Source organism: Nocardioides baekrokdamisoli, from assembly GCF_003945325.1.
GTDB lineage: Bacteria > Actinomycetota > Actinomycetes > Propionibacteriales > Nocardioidaceae > Nocardioides > Nocardioides baekrokdamisoli.
This window is the reverse complement of record NZ_AP019307.1, coordinates 1,514,492-1,537,655: the sequence shown is the minus strand read 5'-3', so window position 1 is coordinate 1,537,655 and position 23,164 is coordinate 1,514,492. Positions and strand designations below refer to the sequence as shown.

Below are 23,164 nucleotides of genomic sequence, written 5' to 3'. Positions count from 1 at the left end.
TGCTGCGCATCACGACAAGGGGACACATGAACACCATCTTCAGTCACCTGGGAACGCTCCAGGCCCGCATCGTCGCCACCCATGACGAGCGCGCGGCCACCTCCACCGAGTACGCACTGCTCCTGACGCTCGTCGCCATCGCGATCATCGCGTCGCTCAGTGTGTTCGGCAACCAGTTGACCGCCCTCTTCGCGAACGCAGCCAGTTCCGTCTCACCGTGAACTGACTATGGCGGGCGCATCCATGCGAAGCGCCCGTCACTTGCTCCACGAACTCCCACCATTGAATGGAATCCCACATGAAGCGTCGCCCCATTCTCATCGCCCTCGCTGTTCTGCTCGCGCTGATCGGAACCGGTGCGGTCTACGCCTACGTCCACACTGCTGACAGCCGCGCCGTCAACGGCATGAAGGCCGTCAGCGTCCTGGTGGTCTCGAAGGAGATCCCCGTCGGCACCCCCTGGAGCTCGATCGCTTCCGGTGGGTACGTGACCACGGAGTCGGTCCCGGCCTCAGCCGCGCCCAGCACCGCCCTCTCCTCGACCACCGCCGACATCACGCCGACGTTCATGGCCACGTTCGCGATTCACACGGGTCAGCTGCTGACGCGCGAGATGTTCGCGGCAAAGGCGGCGACGGTCGGCGCGCTCCAGATCCCCGGCAAGTTGCAGGCCCTGACGATCTCCGTTCCGCTCCCTGCCGACGTCATGGGCTTTGTCCAGAACGGGTCCCAGGTCGCGGTCTACGCCCTCGTCCAGTTGCAGCACTCGCCCAACGCCAACCAGCAGGTCGGTACGAACCCGATCGTCAGCAAGTTGCTGATCCCTCGGGTGACCGTCATCGCGGTGAGCCAGCCGGCTCCGACCAGTGTCAGCGGTGGTGGCCCCGCTCCCACCGGCAGCCTGCTTGTCACGCTCGCGGTCGACCAGCAGCAGGCCGAGCGCCTTCTGGTGGCGCAGAAGGTCGGCGACCTCTACCTGACGCTCCTGACCGACTCCTCGGTCACCGCCGAAGACGGCGGCACGATCGCCGCTGGCATCTTCAGCCCATCGCTGCTGTTCACGCGGTGATGGGCGATGACTGCCGAAGTCATGGCACCCTCCGTCGCTCCTGATCCTGTCGCTCCGGACTCCGCCGCCGCGGGGAAGGTCGTGGTCGTCCACTCCGCCAAGGGCGGAGTCGGTACGACGACGGTCGCGGTCAACATCGCTGCTGCGATGCACGCTCGCGGTCGGCGGGTCTGTCTGGTGGACCTCGATCTGGGATGTGGGGATGTCGCGGTCGCGCTCCGGTTGGAGCCGCGCAACACCATCCTCGACGTCCTCGCCGACGACACCGACGAGGAGGTCGAGGAGCCGATCGACATCCTGCGGACGATCGTCGAGCCGGGGTTCAACTGCATCCTTGCTCCCGCCCAGTCGACGGACCCGGCCGAGCTGCCCGGGGACGTGCTGGCGGACCTCATCCCGTACCTGCGCAGCATCTACGACGCCGTCGTGATCGATACGCCGACCAGCATGTCCGTCCACACCCGGACGGCCTTCGAACTGGCTGATGTGCTCGTACTCGTCTCCACTCCGGACGTCTCCTCGCTGCGTGGGTTGACGATCGGGCTCGACCGCTCCATTGCGCTCAATGCGCCACGGCCGGTGGTCGTCCTCAACCAGGTCGAGCGCGGCGAGGGTATGCCGGCCGAGGAGATCGCCGCCGGACTGGGTGTCGAGATCGCCGTACGGATCGCACGTGACCCGATGGTGGCGCGGTCCGGCAACCGTGGCGAAGCCATGGTCAAGGCCGAGCCGAACTCGCCGTTCACCTCCGACATCGACCGCCTGGTCGACCGTTGGGTCGCACGCAAGAAGGGCACCGCGAAGGTGCGTCCGCTTCATCGTCGGAAGGGATTCAAACTATGAACATCGCAGATCGACTTGCAGCGCGACGGATGCCCCAGGATCCGGACCTGCCGGAATCGCTGTCGGACCTCGAGGTCGATCTGGTCGACCTCCCCGCCGCTGCGGCACCGCTCCAGCAGCCGGAGCCGCGGTTCGAGGAGGTGCCGGCGCCGGTCGTACATCGCGAGGAGAAGCCGACGGCTCCCCGCGTTGACCCGCACGCGGAGATCAAGCGTGAGGTGCACACCGCCCTGCTCGAGTCCCTCGGCCCGAGCCTCTACGAGCCGCAGGCCGAGGGGGATGACCTCGACGGCAGGGTCAAGCAGGCACTGGCTCAGGTGATGCAGGACCACCGGACGTTGTTGGGTGGCGCGGAGCGCCGCCGGATCGAGGCTGAGATCTCAGACGAGATTCTCGGGTACGGCCCGCTCGAGCCGTTCCTGCGCGACCCGTCGGTCAGTGAGGTCATGGCCATCGGTGCGGACACGATCTTCGTCGAGCGCAGCGGTCGACTCGTCAAGGTCGACGCCGCGTTCGTCGACGAGTCGCACCTGCGCCGCACGATCGACAAGATCGTCAGCCGCGTCGGCCGTCGCGTCGACGAGGCGAGCCCCATGGTCGATGCCCGTCTGCCTGATGGCAGCCGTGTCAACGCGGTCATCGCCCCCATCGCCCTTGACGGCTCGATGCTCACGATCCGTAAGTTCGCCGCCGATCCGTACGGCGTCGAGGACCTGATCCGGTTCGGGACGCTGAGCCGCCCGACCGCGAACCTGCTGCGCGCGTGCGTCGAAGGGCGCCTCAACATCCTGATCAGCGGCGGTACGGGTTCCGGAAAGACCACGACACTCAACGTGATCTCGTCCTTCCTGCCCGAGAGCGAGCGCATCGTCACCATCGAGGACGCGGCCGAGCTGCAACTGAACAAGGAGCACGTCGGCCGGATGGAGACTCGTCCGGCCAACATCGAGGGCCGCGGTGAGATCACCACGCGCGACCTGGTGCGCAACTCGCTGCGTATGCGCCCCGACCGCATCATCGTCGGTGAGGTCCGTGACGGAGCTGCCCTCGACATGCTGCAGGCCATGAACACCGGCCACGACGGATCGCTCACCACCCTGCACGCCAACTCTCCGCGTGACGCACTCTCGCGTCTGGAGACCATGGTGCTGATGGCCGGCTTCGATCTCCCGACCAGGGCGATTCGTGAGCAGGTGGCGTCCGCTGTCGACCTCATCGTCCAGCAGAGCCGACTGCGTGACGGCAGCCGCCGGATCACCCACATCACCGAGGTGACCGGCATGGAGGGCGACGTGGTCACCCTGCAGGACCTGTTCACCTTCGACTACGGCGCCGGCGTCGACGACGAGGGTCGATTCGTCGGGGGTCTGAAGTCGACCGGCATCCGTCCGTACTTCCTGGACAAGCTCGCCGACCACGGTATTGCGACTCCGGAGAACCTGTTCGAGGGGTGGTTCTGATGATGGTGCTCCTGCTCATGGTCGGCGTCTTCGTCGTCCTGCTTGCGCTCGTCCTGCTGGCACTCCGGGTGCCGGCGGCCGCTGCCGAGCGCAAGGCGCGATCCGCGCGCCTCGGTGACGTGCAGCGATTCCGGCAGAAGATCGGTGAGCCAGAGGTCATCGCGCCGGGCAAGCGGGCTGCTGAGACGACTGCGGTCGGCCAGCAAGCGCTGCGCGTGTTCGACCGGGCGATCCGGGCCCGGGGCAGTCGCGGAGACATCACTGCCGACCTCGAGGGCGCAGGCGTACGGATCCGGCCCGAGGAGTGGGCCGCGATCCAGCTCAGCGTGATCATCATCGCCGCGGCCCTCTTCTACTTCCTGGTGCGATCGATCTTCGGTGTGCCGGTTGGTGCCGTCGTCGGATGGTTCGCCTGCCGTGCGTACCTGCGGATGCGCCGCTCACGGCGCGAGGCTGCGTTTCTGGAGCAGATCCCGGAGACGCTGCAGCTGATCAGCGGCTCTTTGAAGGCGGGCTTCTCGCTCGGCCAGTCGTTGGGCACCGTGGTCCGCGAGGGCACCGAGCCGACGGCCGGCGAGTTCAACCGGGCCCTCACCGAGGCGCGACTCGGCGCGAACCTCGAGGACGCCCTCGACGGTGTGGCCCAGCGGATGCGGTGCCAGGACCTTGCCTGGGTCGTGATCGCGATCAAGGTCTCGCGCGAGGTCGGTGGCAACCTCTCCGAGGTCATCGGAACCACCGTCACGACGATGCGTCAGAGGGCCGAGCTCCGCGGTCTGGTGAAGAGCCTGAGTGCCGAGGGCGTGACGTCCGCGAAGATCCTGACGGCGATGCCGTTCGTCGTCGCCGCAGCGGTCATGGTGATGAACCCGACGTACCTCACTCCGCTGTTCCACACCACCACCGGCTACATCCTGATGGCCGCGGGAGCTGGCCTTCTGTCCACCGGCGTCTTCTGGCTCAGCCGACTCGTCAAGATCGAGGTGTGATCCATGTTGTTGATCATTGGATGCGTCGGCATCTGCGCGGCGCTTGTGATGCTGATCGTGCTTCTCGGGCCCCAGCGGGCGGCACTGCCGGCCTCGATGCCCTCGCGACGTGCCACCGTGGAGACGGAACCGTCGCCGAGCCTGGTCCAGTCCTTGTTGGAGCGCTCGGCAGGACTCACCGCCCGGATGACGAAGGACGGATACCGGTCGCGCCTCCAGCATCGGCTGGACGTCGCGGGCAACCCGCCGGCGTGGCCTGCTGATCGCGTTCTGGCACTCAAGGGCGCGGGTCTGATCGCCGGTGTCGTCCTCGGCCTGCTCTACGGTGCGAAACTCGGCGGGATCTGGGCGCTGCTCGGACCGGTCATCGGTGCCGCCGCAGGCTTCTTCATCCCGGACATTCTGATCCGGAACCTGGGCGAGCGTCGTCAGACTGAACTGCGCAACGGGCTTCCGGACGTCATCGACATGCTGACCGTCTGCGTCGAGGCGGGTCTGGGCTTCGATGCCGCACTGGGCCGGGTCGTGTCGAACCTGGACAATCCCGCCGCGGCTGAGTTCGCCCGGGTCATGCAGGAGATGCAACTCGGCCGGTCCCGGGTCGACGCTCTCCGTGACGCCGGCGCCAGAGCGTCGGTCAGCGAGTTCCGGACCTTCGTCTCCTCGATCGTGCAGTCGACCGAGCTCGGTATCTCGATGGGTGACGTCCTGCGCGCTCAGGCCGGCCAGATGCGTATCAAGCGTCGCCAGCGCGCCGAGGAGAAGGCGCAGAAGCTTCCAGTCAAGATCCTGCCGCCGCTCATCCTCTGCATCCTGCCCGCGATGTTCGTCATCGTCCTCGGCCCCGCGATCATGAGCATTGTCGGCTTCTTCTCCAAGGCAGGATGATGGCGACCATGCTCGAGCAGCCTTCGGTGGCGTCGGACCCGCCGAAGGCGTCGTCCGGGATCGGCCGCCTGCTGGGCGCGGCACCGTACGTCCTGCTCGGGCTGACGCTCATGGTGTGGGTCAAGGTGGCAGCCGCGCCGCTGGTCATGCCGGACACCTACTTCAACATCAGATACGGGCAGGAGTTCCTGTCCGGACACTGGAGCCTGACCAACCCCGGCTCGCCCACACCGTTCGCGACTGCGCACTGGACTCCCACGCAGTGGAGCAGCGAGATCGTGATGGCGTGGTTCAACAACCACTTCGGTCTGGCCGGGGTCTGCTGGGTGATGGGAACGCTCGGGTTGCTGCTGCTGGTCGCCCTGTATCGCCTGGCGCGGATGGAGAGCGGCGCCCTGGTGGCGGCGCTGGTGACCACGCTGACGATGATCATGGCGTCGGTGTCTCTGTCGCTGCGGGCACAACTGATCAGCTACCTCCTCACCGCTGTGTTCGTCGCTGCAATGATGCGGATGCGCGAGGACGGTCGGATCCGCTGGTGGCTGATCCCGCTGATGTGGGTCTGGGTCACCGCCCACGGCATGTGGCCGGTCGGGCTCTCCATCCTCGGTGTCGGCGCCGTCGGGATCGTGCTGGAGACGCGCAGTCGTGAGATCGCGCGGCGGATGGCCCTCCTTGTCGGGCTGGTCGTGGTCGCCGCGGCGGTCACGCCGATGGGCCTCCGGGCGTACGAGGCCGTCCTGGCGGTCTCATCGCGCCGCAGTTACATCACCGAATGGGCGCCGACGAACTTCATGTCGCCGACGAACGCAATTCTGGCGGTCTGCATCGTCGGCGTTCTGGTCGTCGGGCTCCGTCGGCAGTCAGCGTTGCCATGGGTGGAGACGTTGCTGCTGGTCCTCGGGCTCGGGTGGGCGCTCTACTGCGCCCGGGGCGTACCGGTGGCGGCGGTGATCCTGGTGCCGCATCTGGCACGGCTCCTGCAGAGAGGCGTACGCACCCGCCGTTCCTTCGCGGGGGAGCGCTGGATCGTCGGCGGCCTCCTCGCAGCGATGTCTGCGGTCCTCGCGTTCAGCGTGACCAGCCAACCGGGAGCACCGTTCCAGCCGAAGAGCTGGGAGACGACCGCACTGGACGCGATGCCGTCCGGGACCGTCGTGCTCAACGAACAGGCCCTCGGCGGGTATCTGCTGTGGCGCTACCCCGGGTTGTCGATCTCTTCGTACGGATACTTCGACACGTACACCGACGCCGAGTTCACCCGGTTCGAACGGCTCGTGCACCTGCAGCCCGGCTGGATCGATGACGTACGTACCTCCGGCGCGCATGTTGCTCTGCTGGCAGCCGATTCGCCGTTGGCGTACGGTCTGGTGCATACCCTGCACTGGAAGGTCGTGGAGTCCGACTCCGCCTACCAGCTGCTGCACGCCCCGGATCTGTGACCGGCGGGCTCGACCGGGAGCAGCGCGCGACCCTTGCCTGGGTCTGCGGCGCCTTCCTTCTCCTCGTCGGATGGCGCCTGCTTGACATCGGCAACGCGCCGTTCATCCAGGACGAGCCGACCTTCCTCGCCGCTGCCCATCAGCAGGTCGTCACCGGTCATTGGCTGAGTCACTCGCCGATCCCCGGGACTCAGGGCATCACCTACGGCCCGACGGTGTTCTGGTTCTACGGTCTGGTGGATCTGCTCTTCGGGTCCGACCCGCGGACGGCAATCGTCGCGATGGCTGTGGTCGTGACGGCCAGCCAGATCTTCCTCTGCGACTCGCTCGCCCGACTGCTTCCTCGTCACCGCCGGGTCGCCTTTGTAGTCCTCGTGGCGGCGTACGCCGGGTCCCGGTATCTCCACCTCTGGTCACGGCTGGCGTGGGACCAATCGGTCCTGGTCATCGGCTCAGTCATGGTCGGCATGCTGGTCCGCTTGGCGGTGGTCCGGATCCGCTGGTGGGCTGTGCTCGGGCTGTTGAGCGGACTGGCTGTCTCGTCGCACCCGATGGCATTGCCGCTGGTCGGTGGCGTGGTCGCTGTCCTTGGATACGAGCATCGGCATCAGGCCCGCCGTGGCCTCGCGGCTGCGGCGGCCTTCCTGGCGCCGTTCGTGGCGGTGAATGTGCCGTGGCTGCTGTGGCTGGGTGAGCAACCGCCGCCCCAGCATTCGTTCGGTCCGGCTCTTGGCGACGGGGTCGCGTACCTCGTCGGGATCGTGGCGGATTGGGTGCCGCAGTCCGCCAGCAGCCCTTTGAGTGCTTCGTGGACAGGTCTGCGCGGACTTGCTGCGGTCACCGCCCGCCCGGGATTCGCCCTGCCCCTGATGCTGCTGGTGGCCTTGGGTGCAGCAACTGGCATCCGGTCAGGCCTGCGGAGTCCTCGTCCGATGTATCGCCGCACCAGCCTGCTCGCGATCGGCTCTGCCGTCGGCGGGTTCGTGATCGCAGCCGCGAAGGGCATCCCGCCCCAGCCGCACTATGAATGGCCGACGCTGTGGATCGTGCCTGCCGGGATCGTGCTCCTCCTGGGAGCGTCAGGTGAGCGGCCGAGCCGGGCTCGGCGCCTGCTGGGTGTGGCGGTCTGCACGGCCGTGGCACTGCAGGCTTTCCTGGTGGTGTCCTGGCACGTGCAGCTGAACCGCGATGCCGGCGACCGTACGAGCGTCGGTCCCGGCATCGACCAGCAGGAGCAGGCTGTGCACGAGGCCTGCCTTCGGGCTCCCGGATCCATGATCGACAACCAGACGGTCGCGTATCCATCGGCGCTGCGTTATTTCGCAGATCGTGATCCCGCCTGCGGCGGGCACGCGCTGACGTTCTGCGGTATCCACACGACGCTTCCCGACTGTCCGGCAGGCGTCCGTTGGGAGTTGCAGTATCGCGGCGCTGGCGCGCACCTGCAGGTGGTGAGTCGGTAGCGCCGTCCTGGCCGAAACGGCAAGGTCCCTGTCCCGCGTCTCCGCAGGTCAGGGACCTTGTCTGTGGTGGCCAGGGGCGGGGTCGAACCGCCGACCTTCCGATTTTCAGGCCGCTGGCGAGGTGCCGGGCTGGGCTGCGCCGTGGTGTCCTGAGCACTGGTCGGCAGACTGGGCCGCTGTTCTCTGGTGGGCTGTGACGACGTGTTTCGGGCCGTTCCGTGACACAAATGTGGCACGTCGCTGGCAGTTCATCCTCAAGCTACGACAGTGCGAAAGGTTCTCGGGTACGTGGTCTCAAGGTGGTCCAGGGATGTGCCAATGAGGAACTCCTCTGGATCATCGAAGAGGGCGGCGCACACCCAGTTGTGATAGCCGGCCGTCCAGGCGTATTTGCGGCGGACGTGCTCGTTGTTTGCGTGCTCGTCTAGCTTTGCCGCAACGGCGTCGCGGTGCCTGGCCGCGATCCCGCGGCCGTGAAGCGGATCCTCGGGCATCAACTCTTCGAGGCTGGCGCCTAGATAGTTGACGAAGAGTTCTCCGTCTGAGTCAACAAGCACGTATTGGTTGTACGGGCTGTGGGAGGGGATCGCCTCGTATTGGCTCTCGCGGATGATTCCGTGCCACAGCGATCGCTGCAGGAGCACACGTGGAAATATGGCTTGGGTCTCTTCTAGAAGTACCGCTTCGGCAAGTGCCTGACCGGTGACGTAGCCGCTAGCGATGTACACCGGTCCACGTGTTATCGCGCCCCTGAGGAAATGGCCGCGAAGAGCCAAGGCGAATTGATAATGCGCTGCGGCGGAAACATGGTTGAACGCCCCGCCGTCGTCACTGTCGGTCACAGGGCTGGCGACGACGGTGTTGTCGCTGAATCGCAGTGAGCGCTGAACCGAGTCCAGGTCTGGATCGCCTATAAACCAATGGTCAATGTCTTTGTAATCACGGAGCGAGGCTCGCAATCCATCGTCATTGAGGGTCGGCAGCCGAGCCTTCGTCCCGAGTTCGTCGAGATAGAGGAGCACAGATTCCTGGATCGCCGGATTTCCGTCAGCGTCGGCGTACATTCTTTGGTGCGTCATCGGCGCATCGGATCCGTCGGCAATCGGGACACTTCGATCTTGCTCCAAGGCTGATAGGTGGGTTTGTCAGTTCGGTTGCGGTGCGAGACGAAACTATCGCGCCGCGAGGCAATGAGCCGAAGGTGCCGGTCGGCGGGTGCACTGCATGGTTCATACTCATCTGCCTGGTTCTAATGCGAGGACACGCTCCCGCTCGGCCGCCACGATCGCTCGGGCGACCTCAGCATCGGTGATGTCGTAGGCCTCGGGCGCGCTGACGGCGGTCTCCGATACCCGAGCGAAGTCGGCGAACAGTTCCTTCTTGCGAGCCAGGATGTCCATGATCCTTTGGTCCACGCTCTCCTCGGAGAGCAAGCGGTGGACCTGGACTGACTCCAGTTGCCCCATTCTCCGCGCCCTTGCGATGGCTTGCCATTCGGTCGTCGGCTTCAGCTGTGGCTCACAGATCACGACGACCGACGCCGACTGGATGTTCAGCCCGACGCCGCCCGCCACGATCTGCGCCACAAGCACTGCTCCGTGGGGGGCCTTGGAGAACTCGTCGACCATCTCTTGGCGCTTGTTGGCCGGCACGGAGCCCGTCAGCGGGCCAAAGACCTTGCCCGGCAGCGAGGCTGCGACATCGTCCAAGATGCCGCGGAAGTGCGAGAAGACGAGGACGCGTCTTTCGTTTTCTTCGGCTTCCTCGACGATGTCTAGAAGGCGTTGCATCTTCTGAGACTTCGCTCCGGACTGCAGAGCGGCCTGGCGCATGGCCATGAAGTTGCTGTCGAGCACGGCCGATCGGTAGCGGTCCGCGTCCTCTGGCGACATCGGCATCCACTCATCGACCTCCACCAGTTCGGGAAGCTCGGTGAGAACGTCCTCCTGGTTCCGCCGAAGGTAAGCCGGAGCGACCTGCTTGCGGAACTGACGGGGCGCGAACTCTGACGCGCTCACCGTGAGATCAGGTCTGAGGTAGCCGACCAGGTTCCGGAATTCCTCGATCCGGTTCTCCAGGGGTGTGCCAGTCAGCAGGATCGCTCGTTCTGAGTGGCGGATCAGTGCCCTAGAGCGCCTGGTTCGGAGGGCATCGGGGTTCTTGATGTAGTGAGCCTCGTCGAAGACGGCACATTCGACGGTGACCCGCGGTGGGATCTGTCCTTCGAGCCACGCAAGGGTGTCGTACGTGGTGACGGCAACTCCGCCGGTACGAATCCACGACGTCAGGGCGCTATCGCGACCGAAGCCGTGGAGCCTGTGCGGGCGAAGGTCTGACTTGCCGGCGACTTCGCGGACCCAGTTGGTAACCACGGCGGCTGGGCACACGACCAGGAAATGAGTCGATCCCTTAGCCCGCAGATGTGTAAGAACCGCAAGCGACTCGACGGTCTTTCCGAGGCCCATCTCGTCGCCGATGATCACCTTCTTCTGGACGATCGCGAATCGTGCGCCGAAGGACTGATAGCCGCGGAGGGAAGCCTTCAGATGTTGGGTCTCGAGCCGCATGTCTCGGATTGCTTCGAGGATCTCGTCGGGGAGGTCGCCTAGGCTCGCGTCCTCGTCATCGGTCAGAAGGCCGAGCTCCGAGAGCATCGCGTAGTAGTCGGCTGGGCGCGCGAGGAAGTCTTCCCAAGGATCAGCGGCCTGCGGCCCCGTGGAGGTGAATAGCGATGCCTGCTTCTTCACGATGTCGACGGCGGCGTCGAACTCAGTGAAGGAGGATGCCCCCTCGATCAGAGCGATGTGGGACGTCGCTCGGTCCATTCCGGTGAAGGCGGGCTGGATGCGCTCCGCAGCGACTCGGGCGGGCGATCCGCTTGCAACGGTTCGAGAGCCCTCCCAGGTCTGCATCGCGCGGAGCAGATCCGCGGTGGCGCCCGACCGGTTCTTGATGTCGATTCGAACGGGCATCTCATCGATGGTGGTCTGGAGGATTGTGCGGGCGGCGGCCACCATCCTTGTTCCAGTCGTCTGCCCGATACCCGGGAGGTAGAGGATCTGGCTCCCGCGATCGATGACCTGCTGCACGTTGCGAATCCCGGCGCCTTGCAGCGCTCCGAGCCGCAATTGGCCGTTCGTCGCGTCCTTGAGGCGCTCGATTGGCATCTCGGAGACCAGTTTCCGTGCCTCTGCTTGCCGAGTCGCCGTCGCGGCGCTTGCGACAGCGTTTCGAAACTCGAGCTCTCGACCGGCTGCGCGGCTGATGGCCCCGATCGCCTCGACGATGGATTCCGCGTCGCGTCGGTCAATCAGCCTCGTCTCGCCACCGATGACTTCGGCCAAACCGAGCTCGGCTCCGAAGATGGCAGTCTGATCGAGGGGTGCCACTGTTGAGGCATCCCAGCTGGCGATCGCCCTGATCTCCTCGAGATAGCCATCGCTTTGCAGCGTCGCTGACAGCTCCGCGAGTCGTTGTGCGGCCTGCCCGGCAGCTTCCTTCCGGGCCTTGCCGGCGAACATTCGGGCGCCGCCGTAGACGGCCTTTGCCTGATTGACAGCTTGCTTGGTCTCAGGAGATGTGAGGGTTGCCAGGGTCTGCTGAGCCTCGGCGCTCAGGTCTGGAAGCGCGTGCCATCGGGCCATTGCTGTGCCGTGATCGGCGTCGCCCGGTGAAAGGAGGAGCGAACGCCATTGTGGGCTGGTGGGGCTCCCATGGCTCCGGATCCGTGCCGTCAGGTATTCCAGGGAGCCGTGCCCCTGGAAGACGACCGTGTCGCGGTAGGAGCGAACCTTCTCAGCCCATTTGATGAGTTCGCCGAAGTCCTTGGACCCGCTGCGAAGATTCTGGCGTTCTTTCCGATCCATGACCCCTGCTCGAATAAGCGATTGCTGAGAAGGTTAGTGATCGATACCGACAGAATCGCCCGAGTCGTCGAAATTGTCGGACCCGCCGCGTAACGTTCGTCAACTGCTTACAAGGAGGTTCGAAGGTGCTGCTCGAAGAGCTCAAGCCTGGTCTGCGGATCGGTGGTCTGATCCCGGCCGAAGTCGTCACGGTCATCGCGGCCCAGCATCACGGCGCTGACGCTGTTGAGCTGACCTACAAGACTGCCGACGGCACACTCGGGCAGCGGGTCGTGTTCCGCAAGGACGAGGGCGACCTGAGCATCGCCAGTTCGGGAAGCCGCGCGTTCGATGCGAGCGCTGGAGACTTCAAGCTGGTGGCTGAGGCTCAGCGCATCTCGCTGGCCGGCCTGTTCGACCCGATGCTCGCCGTGGCTACGAGCGACGTTCAGCCACTCCCGCACCAGATTCAAGCGGTGTACGGGGAGATGCTTCCGCGCACGCCGCTCCGCTTCTTGCTCGCTGACGACCCGGGTGCTGGCAAGACGATCATGGCTGGCCTCTACATCAAGGAGCTCCTGCTCCGCGACGACGTGAAGCAGTGCTTGATCATCGCGCCGGGTGGTCTGGTCGAGCAGTGGCAGGACGAGTTGTTCCTCAAGTTCGGCCTCGGCTTCGAGCTTCTGACTAACCAGATGATCGACAGCGACTTCCATTTCAACGTCTTCGAGCAGCACCCGCTCCTCATCGCCCGCATGGACCAGCTCTCTCGTAATGAGCAGCTCCAGGCGCAGCTGAAGGAAACCGAGTGGGACCTGATCATCGTCGACGAAGCGCACCGCATGGGTGCGCACTACTTCGGCGGCGAGCTCCGAAAGACCAAGCGATTCCAGCTCGGCGAGGTCCTCGGCGGCATCACTCGGCACCTGCTTCTGATGACAGCCACCCCGCACTCGGGAAAGGAGGAAGACTTCCAACTCTTCCTGACGCTGCTGGATCCCGATCGCTTCGCCGGCAAAAGCAAAGCCAAGGTCGACCTCAATGGGATCTGGCGCCGCATGGTCAAGGAAGAGCTCCTCACCTTCGAAGGTAAGAAGCTGTTCCCTGAGCGCATCGCTGAAACCGTTCCGTACGAGCTCACCGCTCTCGAACAGTCCCTCTACGAGGACGTCACTGAGTACGTCCGCGAGGGGATGAATCGCGCCGACCGCATCGGCGGCAAGCGCAAGAACACGGTGGGGTTCGCGCTCACCGTTCTCCAGCGCCGGCTGGCATCCAGCCCAGAGGCGATCTACAAAAGCCTAGTTCGCCGTATAGAGCGTCTGGAACGCAAGAAGCAGGAGATCGTCAACGGCACCTGGCGCGACGTTGAGCCAAACGCAGATCTCGCCGATTACGACAGCGATGATTTCAACGCCGCCGAGATCGAGGAGATGGAGGAGGAGTTGCTTGACTCGGCAACCGCTGCTCAAACGATTGAGGAGCTGGACGCCGAGATCCTGGAACTCGCCGACCTGGTCGAGACGGCCCGTCTCGTTCGCCTAGCCGGCACCGACCGCAAATGGATGGAACTTTCGAGCATCCTCCAAGAGGAAGCGCTGGTCACCGACCGGAACGGTTGGCCGCGAAAGTTCATCATCTTCACAGAGCACCGAGACACCCTGGACTACCTACAAGCCAAGATCGGGTCGCTACTGGGTCGACCGGATGCCGTACGCGCTATTCACGGTGGCGTACGGCGATCCGAGCGCAGGGTCATTACAGAGGAATTCACGAAGAACCGCGACTGCCAGATCCTGCTCGCGACCGACGCGGCTGGCGAAGGTCTTAACCTCCAGGCTGCTCACCTGATGGTCAACTACGACCTGCCCTGGAACCCAAATCGCATCGAGCAGCGCTTCGGTCGCGTACACCGCATTGGCCAGGAGGAAGTCTGCCGTCTCTGGAATCTCGTGGCGTCGAATACCCGCGAAGGCGAGGTCTTCACGCGCTTGCTCGAAAAGTTGGAGCAGATGCGCCAGACCTACGGAGGCAAGGTCTTCGACGTCCTTGGGGAGGCATTCACCGACACCCCGCTGCGCGAGTTGCTCCTCGACGCTATCCAGTACGGCGAGCGGGCCGACGTGAAGGCGAAGATGCACGAAGTCATCGACTCCTCAGTTGGCGACGGGCTGCGAGAGCTCCTCGATGAGCGAGCGCTCGCTGCGGACAACCTGGGCGAAGCTGACCTCCATGCTCTTCGGGCTGCGATGGACGAAGCCCGAGCCAGACGCCTGCAACCCCATTACATCGAACTCGCGTTCAAGGCGGCGTTCACGAGGCTTGGCGGCCGGATCGCCAAGCGTGAGCAGGGCCGGTACGAAATCGCCAACGTTCCTCAACACATTCGGTCAGCGGTCAGCGGTCCGATCGCGACCAAGTACGACCGCGTCACGTTCGATCTGAGCCACGTCCAGCCTGACGGCCAAACTCGCGCCGACCTGCTCGCGCCGGGCCACCCCCTGCACGACGCGGTGATGGCCGAGGCCATCCGCAACTTTGGCGGAGCCCTCAATCAAGGCACCGTCCTCGTTTCGCCAACGATCGACGAGCCTCAGTTGCTGGTGGGCGTCGTCGAGGAGGTGGCTGACGCAGCAGGAGACTCCGTCTCGCGCCGCTTTGGGTACGCCTATGTCGACCACCTGGGAACCGTGACCCCAGCCGGTCCCGCACCGTATCTCGACTGCGTCGCCGCACCAGCAGGCCCCGCGGTCGATGCCGCTCGGGCGCTCTCGTGGCTGCCGGACGCTGAGGACCGGGCGATGAGTTGGATCATCGCTAACCGGCTGCCCGAGTATCTGGCGGAGGTCCAGCCCCGACGGCTTGCAGAACTGACCAAAGCGCGAGAGCTTGTGAGCAAGCGCCTCAGCAGCGAAAGCGAGCGCTTGTTGCTAGAGGCGGCCGTCGCTTCGGAGAAGGAACAGAAGGGCGAAAAGCCCAAGGAATCGTCGGACAGCCTCAACCGTAAGGCGGTGGAACTCGACGCCCGACTCCGCAGGCGCCTGACGCTCCTGGACCAGCAGCAGTTGATGTCGACGAAGCCGCCGCACATCGTCACGGCAGCGCTCGTCCTCCCGGTCTCGCTGGTGGAGAACGAACTCTCCGCGGTGGCGCCGATCCACGCAAAGGAGACAAAAGAGGTCGAGCGGAGAGGGGTCGATCTAGTCCTTGCTCGTGAGCGCGAGCTGGGGAGGAAGCCGGTCGAACAGGCCTTCAACAACCCAGGCTTCGACATCTTGTCGACCGACTCCTCTGGCGACACCTATCGGATCGAGGTTAAGGCGCGCATTGAGGGCTCTGTCGACTTCTTCGTCACCCACAACGAGGTCATGACTGGCAAGAACGCCGCGCCGCGCTACCGGCTCGCGCTCGTCCGGGTCGATCAGCGGGGTTCGCAGTATGACGAGGTCCGCTATGTCGGAGACCCTTTCGCGACCACAGACCTCGGCGACTTCGAGGCAACGGGCATCAGGGGCGACTGGGCCAAGACCTGGGCGAAGGGCACCGGGCCCTTCTGATGTTCGCGGCTCCCCCACCCACTCCCGTTCCACTCAAAGCGTCGGACGTCACCGGTAAGTTCATGCACACATCACACGCCGCATCGTCGGTGAGGTTCGCCCGTCACCTCGGGCGCGGAGGGTCGAGGAACAAGTGCACAAGCGCAAGCTGATCGAGGTGGCTTTGCCGCTGGAAGCGATCAACCGCGAGTCAGCTCGCGAGAAGTCGATCCGGCACGGCCACCCGTCGACGCTGCACCTGTGGTGGGCGCGCCGGCCCCTGGCTGCTGCACGGGCGGTTCTGTTCGCGCAGTTGGTTGACGACCCGAGTGCTCGGCCGGAGGAGTTCCCGACCGAGGAACTTCAGCGCAAGGAGCGCGATCGGCTGCACGTGCTGATCGAACGGCTCGTGGTCTGGGAGAATATCCGTGATGAAACGCTTCTAGCCGAGGCGAACGCTGAAATTCTCCGGTCGACAGGCGGGCACCCGCCGCGGATCCTCGATCCGTTCGCAGGCGGCGGGACGATCCCGCTCGAGGCGCAGCGCCTCGGCCTAGAGGCGCATGCATCCGATCTGAACCCAGTTGCAGTCCTGATCAACAAGGCGCTTATCGAGATCCCCGTAGATGTGCGGAACCACCCGCCTGTCTTCCCCGGAGTTGCGGAGTCGGAGATCGGTGGCTGGCGCGGTGCCGCGGGGCTTGCAGCCGACGTCCGTGCGTATGGCTCGTGGATGAGTAGCGAGGTCGAACGCGGGGTCGCTTCGCTCTACCCGGCAGCGAAGATGCCAGGGGGTGGAGAGGCGCCGGTGGTGGCTTGGGTCTGGGCGCGGACGGTCCGCTGTCCCAACCCCGCCTGCGGTATCGCCATGCCACTCGTGCGCTCTTGGTGGCTCTCCAAGCGCACGGGGAATGAAGCGTTCATTCTTGCGTCTGTTGTTCAGGATTCAAATGATCCTGCGGGCCAGCGGGTCGTCTTCGAGATCGGCCGCGACCTGCAGAAGCTGCCCGCCAATGTCGATCTCGGCACGGTTGGCCGAACGGGGGCCACATGCATTGCCTGCGGAACGTCGGTGAAGCTGGCATTCATCCGCGACGAAGGCCGCGCGAAGCGCATCGGTGCTTCCATGATGGCGGTTGTTGCTGATGGTGGGCGACGACGCGCGTATCTTGCGCCAACGGCTGAACAGATCGCGGCGGCGGAGGTTGAGATACCGGCAGACACCATCGGAGGATCGCTGGGCTACTACCCTCGGGATCTGAAGGCGCCGACGTACGGTCTCACGGAGTTCTCTGACCTGTTCACACGACGCCAGCTCGTGGTGTTGACCGCCTTCAGTGACCTGGTCCTTGAGGCTCGTGCCAAGGTCATCTGCGATGGCGGTTCTGAAATATATGCGAATGCTGTTGCGACCTACCTCGGCCTGGGCGTTAGCCGTATGACGGACATTTCGAACGCGTTGTGCCGTTGGGAAAACACGAAGGAGCAGGTCCGCAACCTCTTCGGACGTCAGGCCATCCCAATGTTGTGGGACTTCGCCGAAACACGCCCATTTGGAAAGGCGGCGGGGTCATTCGAAGTCAGTCTGGGCAATCTGGCCAAAGCAATCACCGATACCGGCGGCCCTCGTGGCGTGGTTCAGCAAGCTGACGCGTCTGCTCGTAGCTATGACGGATTGGTCATTAGTACGGACCCGCCGTACTACGACAACATCGGCTATTCGGACCTCTCGGACTTCTTCTACGTTTGGCTCCGACGCTCGCTTCGCCCCATCTACCCTGAGCTGCTCGCAACAATGCTTGTCCCCAAGGCAGAGGAACTCGTTGCGAATCCATATCGTCACGGGAAGAACGAGGCTAAGGCGTTCTTTGAGGACGGTTTCCGCAAGGTCTTCGCACATGCCCGGGAGAGCGCAAGTCAGCAGTTCCCGATCACCGTCTGGTATGCGTTCAAGCAGTCTGACGGCGATGAGCATGGCGACGCATCCACCGGTTGGGAAACCCTGCTTGAAGGCATGATTCGGTCAGGTTGGGAAATCACCTCGACCTGGCCCAATCGCTCCGAGTTGAGCAACCGAATGATTGCGAGCGGTCGTAATGCACTGGCGTCATCTATCGTGCTGTCACTGCGTCCACGTCGCCCCTCGGCGCCTACCGCCGACCGAAGGGGATTCATCGCAGCCCTCGAAGCTGAGCTGCCAGATGCACTGAGAAAGCTGCAGCAGGGCCAGATCGCCCCTGTCGACCTCCCTCAGGCGGCCATCGGCCCTGGGATGGCCGTGTTCAGCCGCTACGGCGCCGTTCTCGAGCCAGACGGTACGAAGATGACGGTTCGTTCCGCGCTAACGCGGATCAACGAGATTCTCGACCAGGTGCTGAATGAGCAGGAGGGTGACTTCGACCCGACGACTCGTTTTGCGATTGCGTGGTACCGACAGCACGGCTACGGAGTCGGCAAGTTCGGGGACGCGGACAACCTCGCTCGCGCCCGCAACACGAGTGTGGACACCATGGATCGCGATGAGATCCTCACCAGTCGTGCGGGCAACGTACAGCTCATCAAGTCGTCCCAACTCTCGTGGGACTACGACGTCCTCAAGGATCTGCACACCAGCAACTGGGAAGCCCTGCACCATCTGATCAAGGTCCTGGAGCGTGACGGCATCGCGCCGGCGGGTGACTTCCTCCAGGCCGCGCTGACTCGTCCGGATGGTGCCGTTGACGCCGACCTGGTTAAGGAACTCGCGCACCTCCTGTTCCGCATCGCTGAGGGCAACGGGTGGACGAAGGATGCGCTCAACTTCAACACACTGGTCACGACTTGGCCCGAGATCCTTGAGGTTGCACGGTCGGCGAAGAGGCCGCCCGCGCAACAGGGCGCATTCGACTTCGAAGGGGAAGACGACTGACATGGCACTGAGCAACCGCGACCGCATCGACCGCATGTTCCAAGTGTTGGCTCCGGCGCTCGATGACTTCATCGCGACCGTCGTTGGCCAGGGAGACCCGTCGCTCGGTGCCGTCTGGACCAAGCTTGTCCAGGCGAAGGACAGCAAGAACGGGGCCGCACCGACGAAGTTGTACGACGCGCTCGATCCGCAAGTGCAGTTCAGGATTCTGACCGAAGGCAACATCACAGCCGGGTTCAAGCCGGGCTGGTACCCGTTCAACCAGGCGATCGGGCGCGCGGGCGAGACGTTTGCCAGCGAGCTGCGCGAGGTGCGCAACGAGTGGGCACATAACAAGACTTTCACTGACGACGACGCGTACCGCGCCCTCGACACCGGTGAACGGCTTCTCAAGCTGATTGGTGCTGCCAAGGAGGCGGATGAGGTCCGAGGCATTCGGCTGAACCTCCGCCGGGTGACTGCCGACAAGGACGACAAGAAGGTCCTCAAGGCTGCCGTCGACAACCCCGAGGCCGCAGGCCTGCGCCCATGGCGCGAGGTGCTCCAGCCCCACGACGACGTCGCTACAGGCAACTTCCACGCCTCCGAGTTCGCCGCAGACCTCTACAAGGTCGCGACCGGCGGGGAGGTCGACGCCGATTACGCTGACCCGGTCGAGTTCTTCCGGCGCACCTACCTGACTGAAGGTCTGCGTGACCTCATCGGCCGGGCCGTCCGTCGCCTCGCCGGCGACGACAACGCCTCGCCCGTCATCAACCTGCAGACCAACTTCGGTGGTGGCAAGACCCACTCGATGCTCTCTCTCTGGCACGTCGCCGCCGGTCTTCCAGTTGGCAACTTCCCTCAGGAGACCCAGGAACTCCTCACCGCCAACGGTTACTCCGGCACCAAGGTCAACCGGGTCGCCATCGTCGGCAACCACTTCAGTCCGTCCGGCGCGACGAAGGACGACGGCACTCAGGTCAACACCATCTGGGGTGAACTCGCATGGCAGCTCGGTGGTCCCGAGGCCTATGCGGTTGTGGCGAAGTCCGATCGAGACCGGACGCACCCAGGCGACGCTCTTCACGAGCTTCTGGCGAAGTACGCGCCTGCCGTCATCCTCATCGACGAGTGGGTTGCCTACGCGCGTTCGCTCGTCGGGCGTGACGACCTGGCGGGCGGCACCTTCGACGACCAGTTCACATTCGCCCAGTCCTTGACCGAGGCTGCCAAGGGCACCAAGGGTGTCCTGCTCGCTATCTCGATCCCGGCATCGGAGACCGGAGACGCGAACGACAAGATCGCCGTTGGCAACGCCGAGGAGGTGGGCGGTCAGAACGGCCTCGAAGCACTCAAGCGGCTCCAGAACGTCGTGCGCCGTGTCGCCGACCAGTGGCGTCCCGCGTCGTCCGACGAGGCATATCACATCGTCAAGCAGCGACTGTTTAAGCAGCCCGACGCAGCCGCACTCGCCGCCATCGGCGCGACCGCCAAGGCGTATGTCGAGATGTATCGCAAGTTTTCCGACGACTTCCCGCGCGAAGCCCGCGATAGTGCGTACGAGGACCGGATCAAGCGGACCTACCCGATCCACCCGGAACTGTTCGACACCCTCTACGAGGAGTGGTCATCGCTGGAACGCTTCCAGCGAACCCGAGGCGTCCTTCGCCTGATGAGCACTGTCATCCACGCCTTGTGGACCGGCGAGGACCAGTCGCCGATGATCATGCCTGCCTCGATCCCGCTGGCCACCTCGAACGTGAACTCCGAGCTCACTCAGTACCTCCAGGACTCATGGAAGGCGATCATCGACGCCGACGTCGACGGCTCCAACTCCGAGCCGGCACGTATCGACAAGGAGAAGCCGTTGTTTGGGCAACGCGCGCTCACCAAGCGTCTCGCCCGCACGGTGTTCTTCGGGGCAGCGCCCACGATCGCGCCAGGCTCAGTTCACAAGGGCATCGGCACTCAGCGTGTGTTCCTCGGGACGGCGATCCCGGGCGACGTCCCCGGCAACTTCCATTCCGCGCTGACTCAGCTGGGCGACCGCGCGACCTACTTCTACTCGGGGTCCGGGAAATACTGGTACGACGTCCAGCCCAACATCACCCGTACAGCGAAGGACCAGGCCGAGCGCCTGCACAAGGAGGACGTCTGGGCCGAGATCGTTCGACGACTTCAGGACCAAGGCCGCAGGCGAGGCGACTTCGCCGGCGTACACGTCTGCCCTGAGTCCAACGCCGACATCCCGGACACGGATGAGGCTCGTCTCGTCATCCTGCACCCCAAGGTTGCTCACAAGCGCGGAGCCGAGTCCGCCGCCAAGGAGTTTGCCCACAAGGCCACTGAGCATCGCGGCAGCTCAAACCGTACGCACCGGAATGCGCTGGTCTACCTGGCTGCAGATGAAGCCCGCCTCGAAGAGCTCGACAACGCGGCGCGGGAGTACCTCGGCTGGAAGCACGTATTGGAGAGCGTCGATCTCGACCTGACTCAAAACCAAAAGAATCAGGCGTCACACCGAGCGACTCAAGCCGATCGGACGGTCCACTCCCGATTGCTACAGACGTTCACCTGGGCTTTGGTGCCGGCGCAACCAGACCCCGGGGCTCCGTTCGTCACCCGCGAGACCAAGGTCGAAGGTCAGTCCGAGTCGCTGGCGGACCGGGTATCGAAGCGTCTGGGGAACGATGGTGACCTCTCCACCCGCCAGGCGGCGGCCACCATCCGGTTGGCGATCGGCAAGGTTCCGCAGATCTGGAAAGACGGCCACGTAGCGCTCGGGGCTCTGTGGGGGCTGTACTCGCAGTATCCCTACATGCCACGGCTCCGGGATCGCTCCGTGCTCAACGACGGCATCTACGACCTTCCAATGATCTGGCAAACGGATGCCTTCGCTCTGGCCGCGAGCTACGACGAGTCCGCCGGTCGGTATGTGGGTCTCTGGACTCCGGACGACAAGGAGTCAGCTCCGGTCGCGAGCGATGCGTTGCTGTTGGTCCGTCCCGACGTCGCGCAGAAGCAGCGTCTAGAGGAGCCAGGACCGGCTTCGACTCCCGAGGCTCAGCTTGCGGCTCATATCGCGGAGCATGGCGGAAGCGAAACCGGCAACTCGAATACCCCGAAGATCGACATCGGCTTCACCAAGCCGAAGACGCGATTCTTTGGAACCAAGACGCTCAACTCGGACAAGGTTGCGCTCGACTTCAAGAACCTGTCGGACGAGGTGCTTTCCCATCTCCGTTCGGGCGAGAACACGAAAGTCACGGTTCGTATCGAAATCGAGGCAGTCGACTCGGAAGGGTTCAGCGAGAGTCGCGTGCGGACCGTCTCAGAGAACGCGCGGACGCTGAAGTTCGATCAGTCCGGATTCGAGGAGGCTTGAGCCGTCCGAGCGCGGACAGCGTCCTTTGTCCAGCGATAGCCGAGCAGTAGACAGATCAGGGCGACATCGACGCCGATCACCTTGCAGGGCGCGGTCGGACTCCAGAGCATTACGCCGGCAGCGATCGCGATGCTCGCTGCAGTGAATGCGTACGTCACCGCACGACGCGTCTTGTGCCTTCGGGCGTCGCTCGGTCGTCGGCTCAGGGCATCCCAAGCGCTGTAGAGAAGGAACGCTAGTCCGACCAAGACAGCGACACCGACAGCGTCGGGCGTGCGCGGGATCCCGTTGGTTCCGCCGATCCATTTGGACGGGAGCAGCCAGTAGATGACGACAAGCGCGATGTCGATCAGAGTCGCGAACAGTGCGCGGTTGAAGAATTCGATCCGCGTCGTCGTCCGGAACCGACTGTTGTGGAAGCCGATCCAACTGCCAATCGTGAGGGTCCCCCCGACGCCGACATGCCACCAATCGACGGCACTGAGCGTGCGATTGTCGATGACGGTGAGGTACTCAGACACCGCGAGCGCGAACAGCAGATCGACGAACGACAGACCGGTGACATCGACCGTGTTCTTAGACGAGCTCATGCCGAAACGAGCGACATCGTGGGCTCGGCAACGAGATCGAGTGCGATGGGTTCCACGGAGGCAAGGCTAGACGCGATGGCCGTCGGCGAGACGTCGAGTGCGCCGGATCGGGTCTCGTGGGTCCATGCGTGCGACTCAACGAGAACGGTTAAGTACCCAACGGCCTGCGCGGGCAGGAGGTCGGAGGCTGGGCTGTTCCCGACCGAGATACGCACGGGGTGATCCGGATACCGGGCGGCGATTGCGGCAAAAGTTGAGGAGTCCTTGTCATCGACGATGAGACACATCGTGAACGACTCCCGTAGTCCCGATGCGCGGATTCGGCGCCGCTGAATCCACCTTTGTCCCTTGGTTGCGAGCACTAGATCAGCTTGGTCACTGAGGCTCGCCAGAACCGTGCGGGCAGCAGGATCCACCTGTGCGCGCCGCAAAAAAACCCGCATAGCGATGGCAATGACGAGCAGTGCGAGGCCGATTGTCCGCAGGCGACGTGCCCTGTGCTGCGCCAGCACGGCAAGTGCACACGAACCAGGAAAGCGATGCCACGCAAAGCCACTCCTCTGGACGCGTTCGAGGTCGAGTCGCCGACAATCCCGGTCCCACTGCAGCGGATCGAGTCCGGCCCATTCCACGAGCCGCGCAATTTCTGAACGGGCACGGTCGTACAGCACTTCAGTCGCCCAAAGTGTGTCGTCTGCGTCGAAGACGATGAGTGCCTGCTTCGTCATGTACTAGACCGTATGGGGCAGCACCGACATTTTGCT

Annotated in this window: 15 protein-coding genes; 11 read left to right on the top strand and 4 right to left on the bottom strand. The window is 64.3% G+C overall.

What is annotated here, in order from left to right:
* Window positions 1-26: 26 nt before the first annotated feature.
* From KCTC_RS07415 to KCTC_RS07380, 8 genes are all read left to right on the top strand, one after another.
* Complete coding sequence (locus KCTC_RS07415) at window positions 27-221, top strand: Flp family type IVb pilin (RefSeq protein ID WP_125568206.1); 195 nt, start codon at window positions 27-29, stop codon at window positions 219-221.
* A gap of 77 nt (window positions 222-298) precedes the next feature.
* A complete protein-coding gene (gene cpaB, locus KCTC_RS07410; RefSeq protein ID WP_164512523.1) occupies window positions 299-1,069 on the top strand; it encodes a Flp pilus assembly protein CpaB in 771 nt (256 codons plus the stop codon).
* 6 nt (window positions 1,070-1,075) lie between these two features.
* Entirely contained in the window at window positions 1,076-1,912 is an 837-nt protein-coding gene (locus KCTC_RS07405; protein ID WP_125568201.1) for an AAA family ATPase, read from the top strand.
* On the top strand, window positions 1,909-3,372 hold the full coding sequence (locus KCTC_RS07400; protein WP_125568199.1) for a CpaF family protein: 1,464 nt from the start codon (window positions 1,909-1,911) through the stop codon (window positions 3,370-3,372). Before KCTC_RS07405 ends, KCTC_RS07400 begins: the two co-directional genes overlap by 4 nt.
* A 2-nt stretch (window positions 3,373-3,374) precedes the next feature.
* Entirely contained in the window at window positions 3,375-4,361 is a 987-nt protein-coding gene (locus tag KCTC_RS07395) for a type II secretion system F family protein (protein WP_164512522.1), read from the top strand.
* A gap of 3 nt (window positions 4,362-4,364) precedes the next feature.
* The gene (locus KCTC_RS07390; RefSeq protein WP_125568195.1) at window positions 4,365-5,249 is read left to right on the top strand and encodes a type II secretion system F family protein; all 885 of its coding nucleotides are present in this window, start codon (window positions 4,365-4,367) and stop codon (window positions 5,247-5,249) included.
* 8 nt (window positions 5,250-5,257) lie between these two features.
* Window positions 5,258-6,691: a hypothetical protein gene (locus KCTC_RS07385; RefSeq protein WP_125568193.1), complete on the top strand. Its 1,434-nt coding sequence runs from the start codon at window positions 5,258-5,260 to the stop codon at window positions 6,689-6,691.
* Entirely contained in the window at window positions 6,688-8,154 is a 1,467-nt protein-coding gene (locus tag KCTC_RS07380; protein WP_125568191.1) for an ArnT family glycosyltransferase, read from the top strand. Before KCTC_RS07385 ends, KCTC_RS07380 begins: the two co-directional genes overlap by 4 nt.
* Before the next feature lie 254 nt (window positions 8,155-8,408).
* Here KCTC_RS07380 and KCTC_RS07375 read toward each other — a convergent pair whose 3' ends face one another.
* Together KCTC_RS07375 and KCTC_RS07370 are read right to left on the bottom strand one after the other, a co-directional pair.
* Window positions 8,409-9,218, bottom strand: coding sequence for a hypothetical protein (locus KCTC_RS07375; RefSeq protein ID WP_125568189.1), 810 nt, complete (start codon window positions 9,216-9,218; stop codon window positions 8,409-8,411).
* Window positions 9,219-9,389: 171 nt separating this feature from the next.
* On the bottom strand, window positions 9,390-12,020 hold the full coding sequence (locus tag KCTC_RS07370; protein WP_125568187.1) for a DEAD/DEAH box helicase: 2,631 nt from the start codon (window positions 12,018-12,020) through the stop codon (window positions 9,390-9,392).
* Between the two features lie 272 nt (window positions 12,021-12,292).
* Here KCTC_RS07370 and KCTC_RS07365 point away from each other — a divergent pair, with 272 nt between their 5' ends.
* The 3 genes from KCTC_RS07365 (at window position 12,293) to KCTC_RS07355 (ending at window position 21,810) form a co-directional block, all read left to right on the top strand.
* Window positions 12,293-15,556 carry a helicase-related protein gene (locus KCTC_RS07365; protein ID WP_231998632.1) on the top strand — a complete coding sequence of 1,088 codons (3,264 nt, stop codon included), beginning with the start codon at window positions 12,293-12,295 and terminating at the stop codon, window positions 15,554-15,556.
* A gap of 133 nt (window positions 15,557-15,689) precedes the next feature.
* Window positions 15,690-18,443, top strand: a complete 2,754-nt coding sequence (locus tag KCTC_RS07360) for a DUF1156 domain-containing protein (protein ID WP_125568183.1) — start codon at window positions 15,690-15,692, stop codon at window positions 18,441-18,443.
* 1 nt (window position 18,444) lies between these two features.
* Window positions 18,445-21,810 (top strand): Swt1 family HEPN domain-containing protein, encoded by a 3,366-nt coding sequence (locus KCTC_RS07355; RefSeq protein WP_125568181.1) that lies wholly within the window; start codon window positions 18,445-18,447, stop codon window positions 21,808-21,810.
* On the opposite strand, the gene KCTC_RS07350 is transcribed toward KCTC_RS07355, so the two are convergent.
* Together KCTC_RS07350 and KCTC_RS07345 are read right to left on the bottom strand one after the other, a co-directional pair.
* Entirely contained in the window at window positions 21,786-22,400 is a 615-nt protein-coding gene (locus KCTC_RS07350; RefSeq protein WP_125568179.1) for a hypothetical protein, read from the bottom strand. The genes KCTC_RS07355 and KCTC_RS07350 overlap by 25 nt on opposite strands.
* The gene (locus KCTC_RS07345) at window positions 22,397-23,128 is read right to left on the bottom strand and encodes an HAD family hydrolase (RefSeq protein WP_125568177.1); all 732 of its coding nucleotides are present in this window, start codon (window positions 23,126-23,128) and stop codon (window positions 22,397-22,399) included. The genes KCTC_RS07350 and KCTC_RS07345 overlap by 4 nt, the downstream gene beginning before the upstream one ends.
* Window positions 23,129-23,164 lie beyond the last annotated feature (36 nt).

Coding starts and splice junctions, on each gene's coding strand:
- KCTC_RS07370 (WP_125568187.1), bottom strand. CDS start 12,020: ATGGATCGGAAAGAACGCCAGAATCTTCGCAGCGGGTCCAAGGACTTC.
- KCTC_RS07355 (WP_125568181.1), top strand. CDS start 18,445: ATGGCACTGAGCAACCGCGACCGCATCGACCGCATGTTCCAAGTGTTG.
- KCTC_RS07415 (WP_125568206.1), top strand. CDS start 27: ATGAACACCATCTTCAGTCACCTGGGAACGCTCCAGGCCCGCATCGTC.
- cpaB (WP_164512523.1), top strand. CDS start 299: ATGAAGCGTCGCCCCATTCTCATCGCCCTCGCTGTTCTGCTCGCGCTG.
- KCTC_RS07385 (WP_125568193.1), top strand. CDS start 5,258: ATGCTCGAGCAGCCTTCGGTGGCGTCGGACCCGCCGAAGGCGTCGTCC.
- KCTC_RS07345 (WP_125568177.1), bottom strand. CDS start 23,128: ATGACGAAGCAGGCACTCATCGTCTTCGACGCAGACGACACACTTTGG.
- KCTC_RS07375 (WP_125568189.1), bottom strand. CDS start 9,218: ATGTACGCCGACGCTGACGGAAATCCGGCGATCCAGGAATCTGTGCTC.
- KCTC_RS07395 (WP_164512522.1), top strand. CDS start 3,375: ATGGTGCTCCTGCTCATGGTCGGCGTCTTCGTCGTCCTGCTTGCGCTC.
- KCTC_RS07405 (WP_125568201.1), top strand. CDS start 1,076: ATGACTGCCGAAGTCATGGCACCCTCCGTCGCTCCTGATCCTGTCGCT.
- KCTC_RS07350 (WP_125568179.1), bottom strand. CDS start 22,400: ATGAGCTCGTCTAAGAACACGGTCGATGTCACCGGTCTGTCGTTCGTC.
- KCTC_RS07400 (WP_125568199.1), top strand. CDS start 1,909: ATGAACATCGCAGATCGACTTGCAGCGCGACGGATGCCCCAGGATCCG.
- KCTC_RS07390 (WP_125568195.1), top strand. CDS start 4,365: ATGTTGTTGATCATTGGATGCGTCGGCATCTGCGCGGCGCTTGTGATG.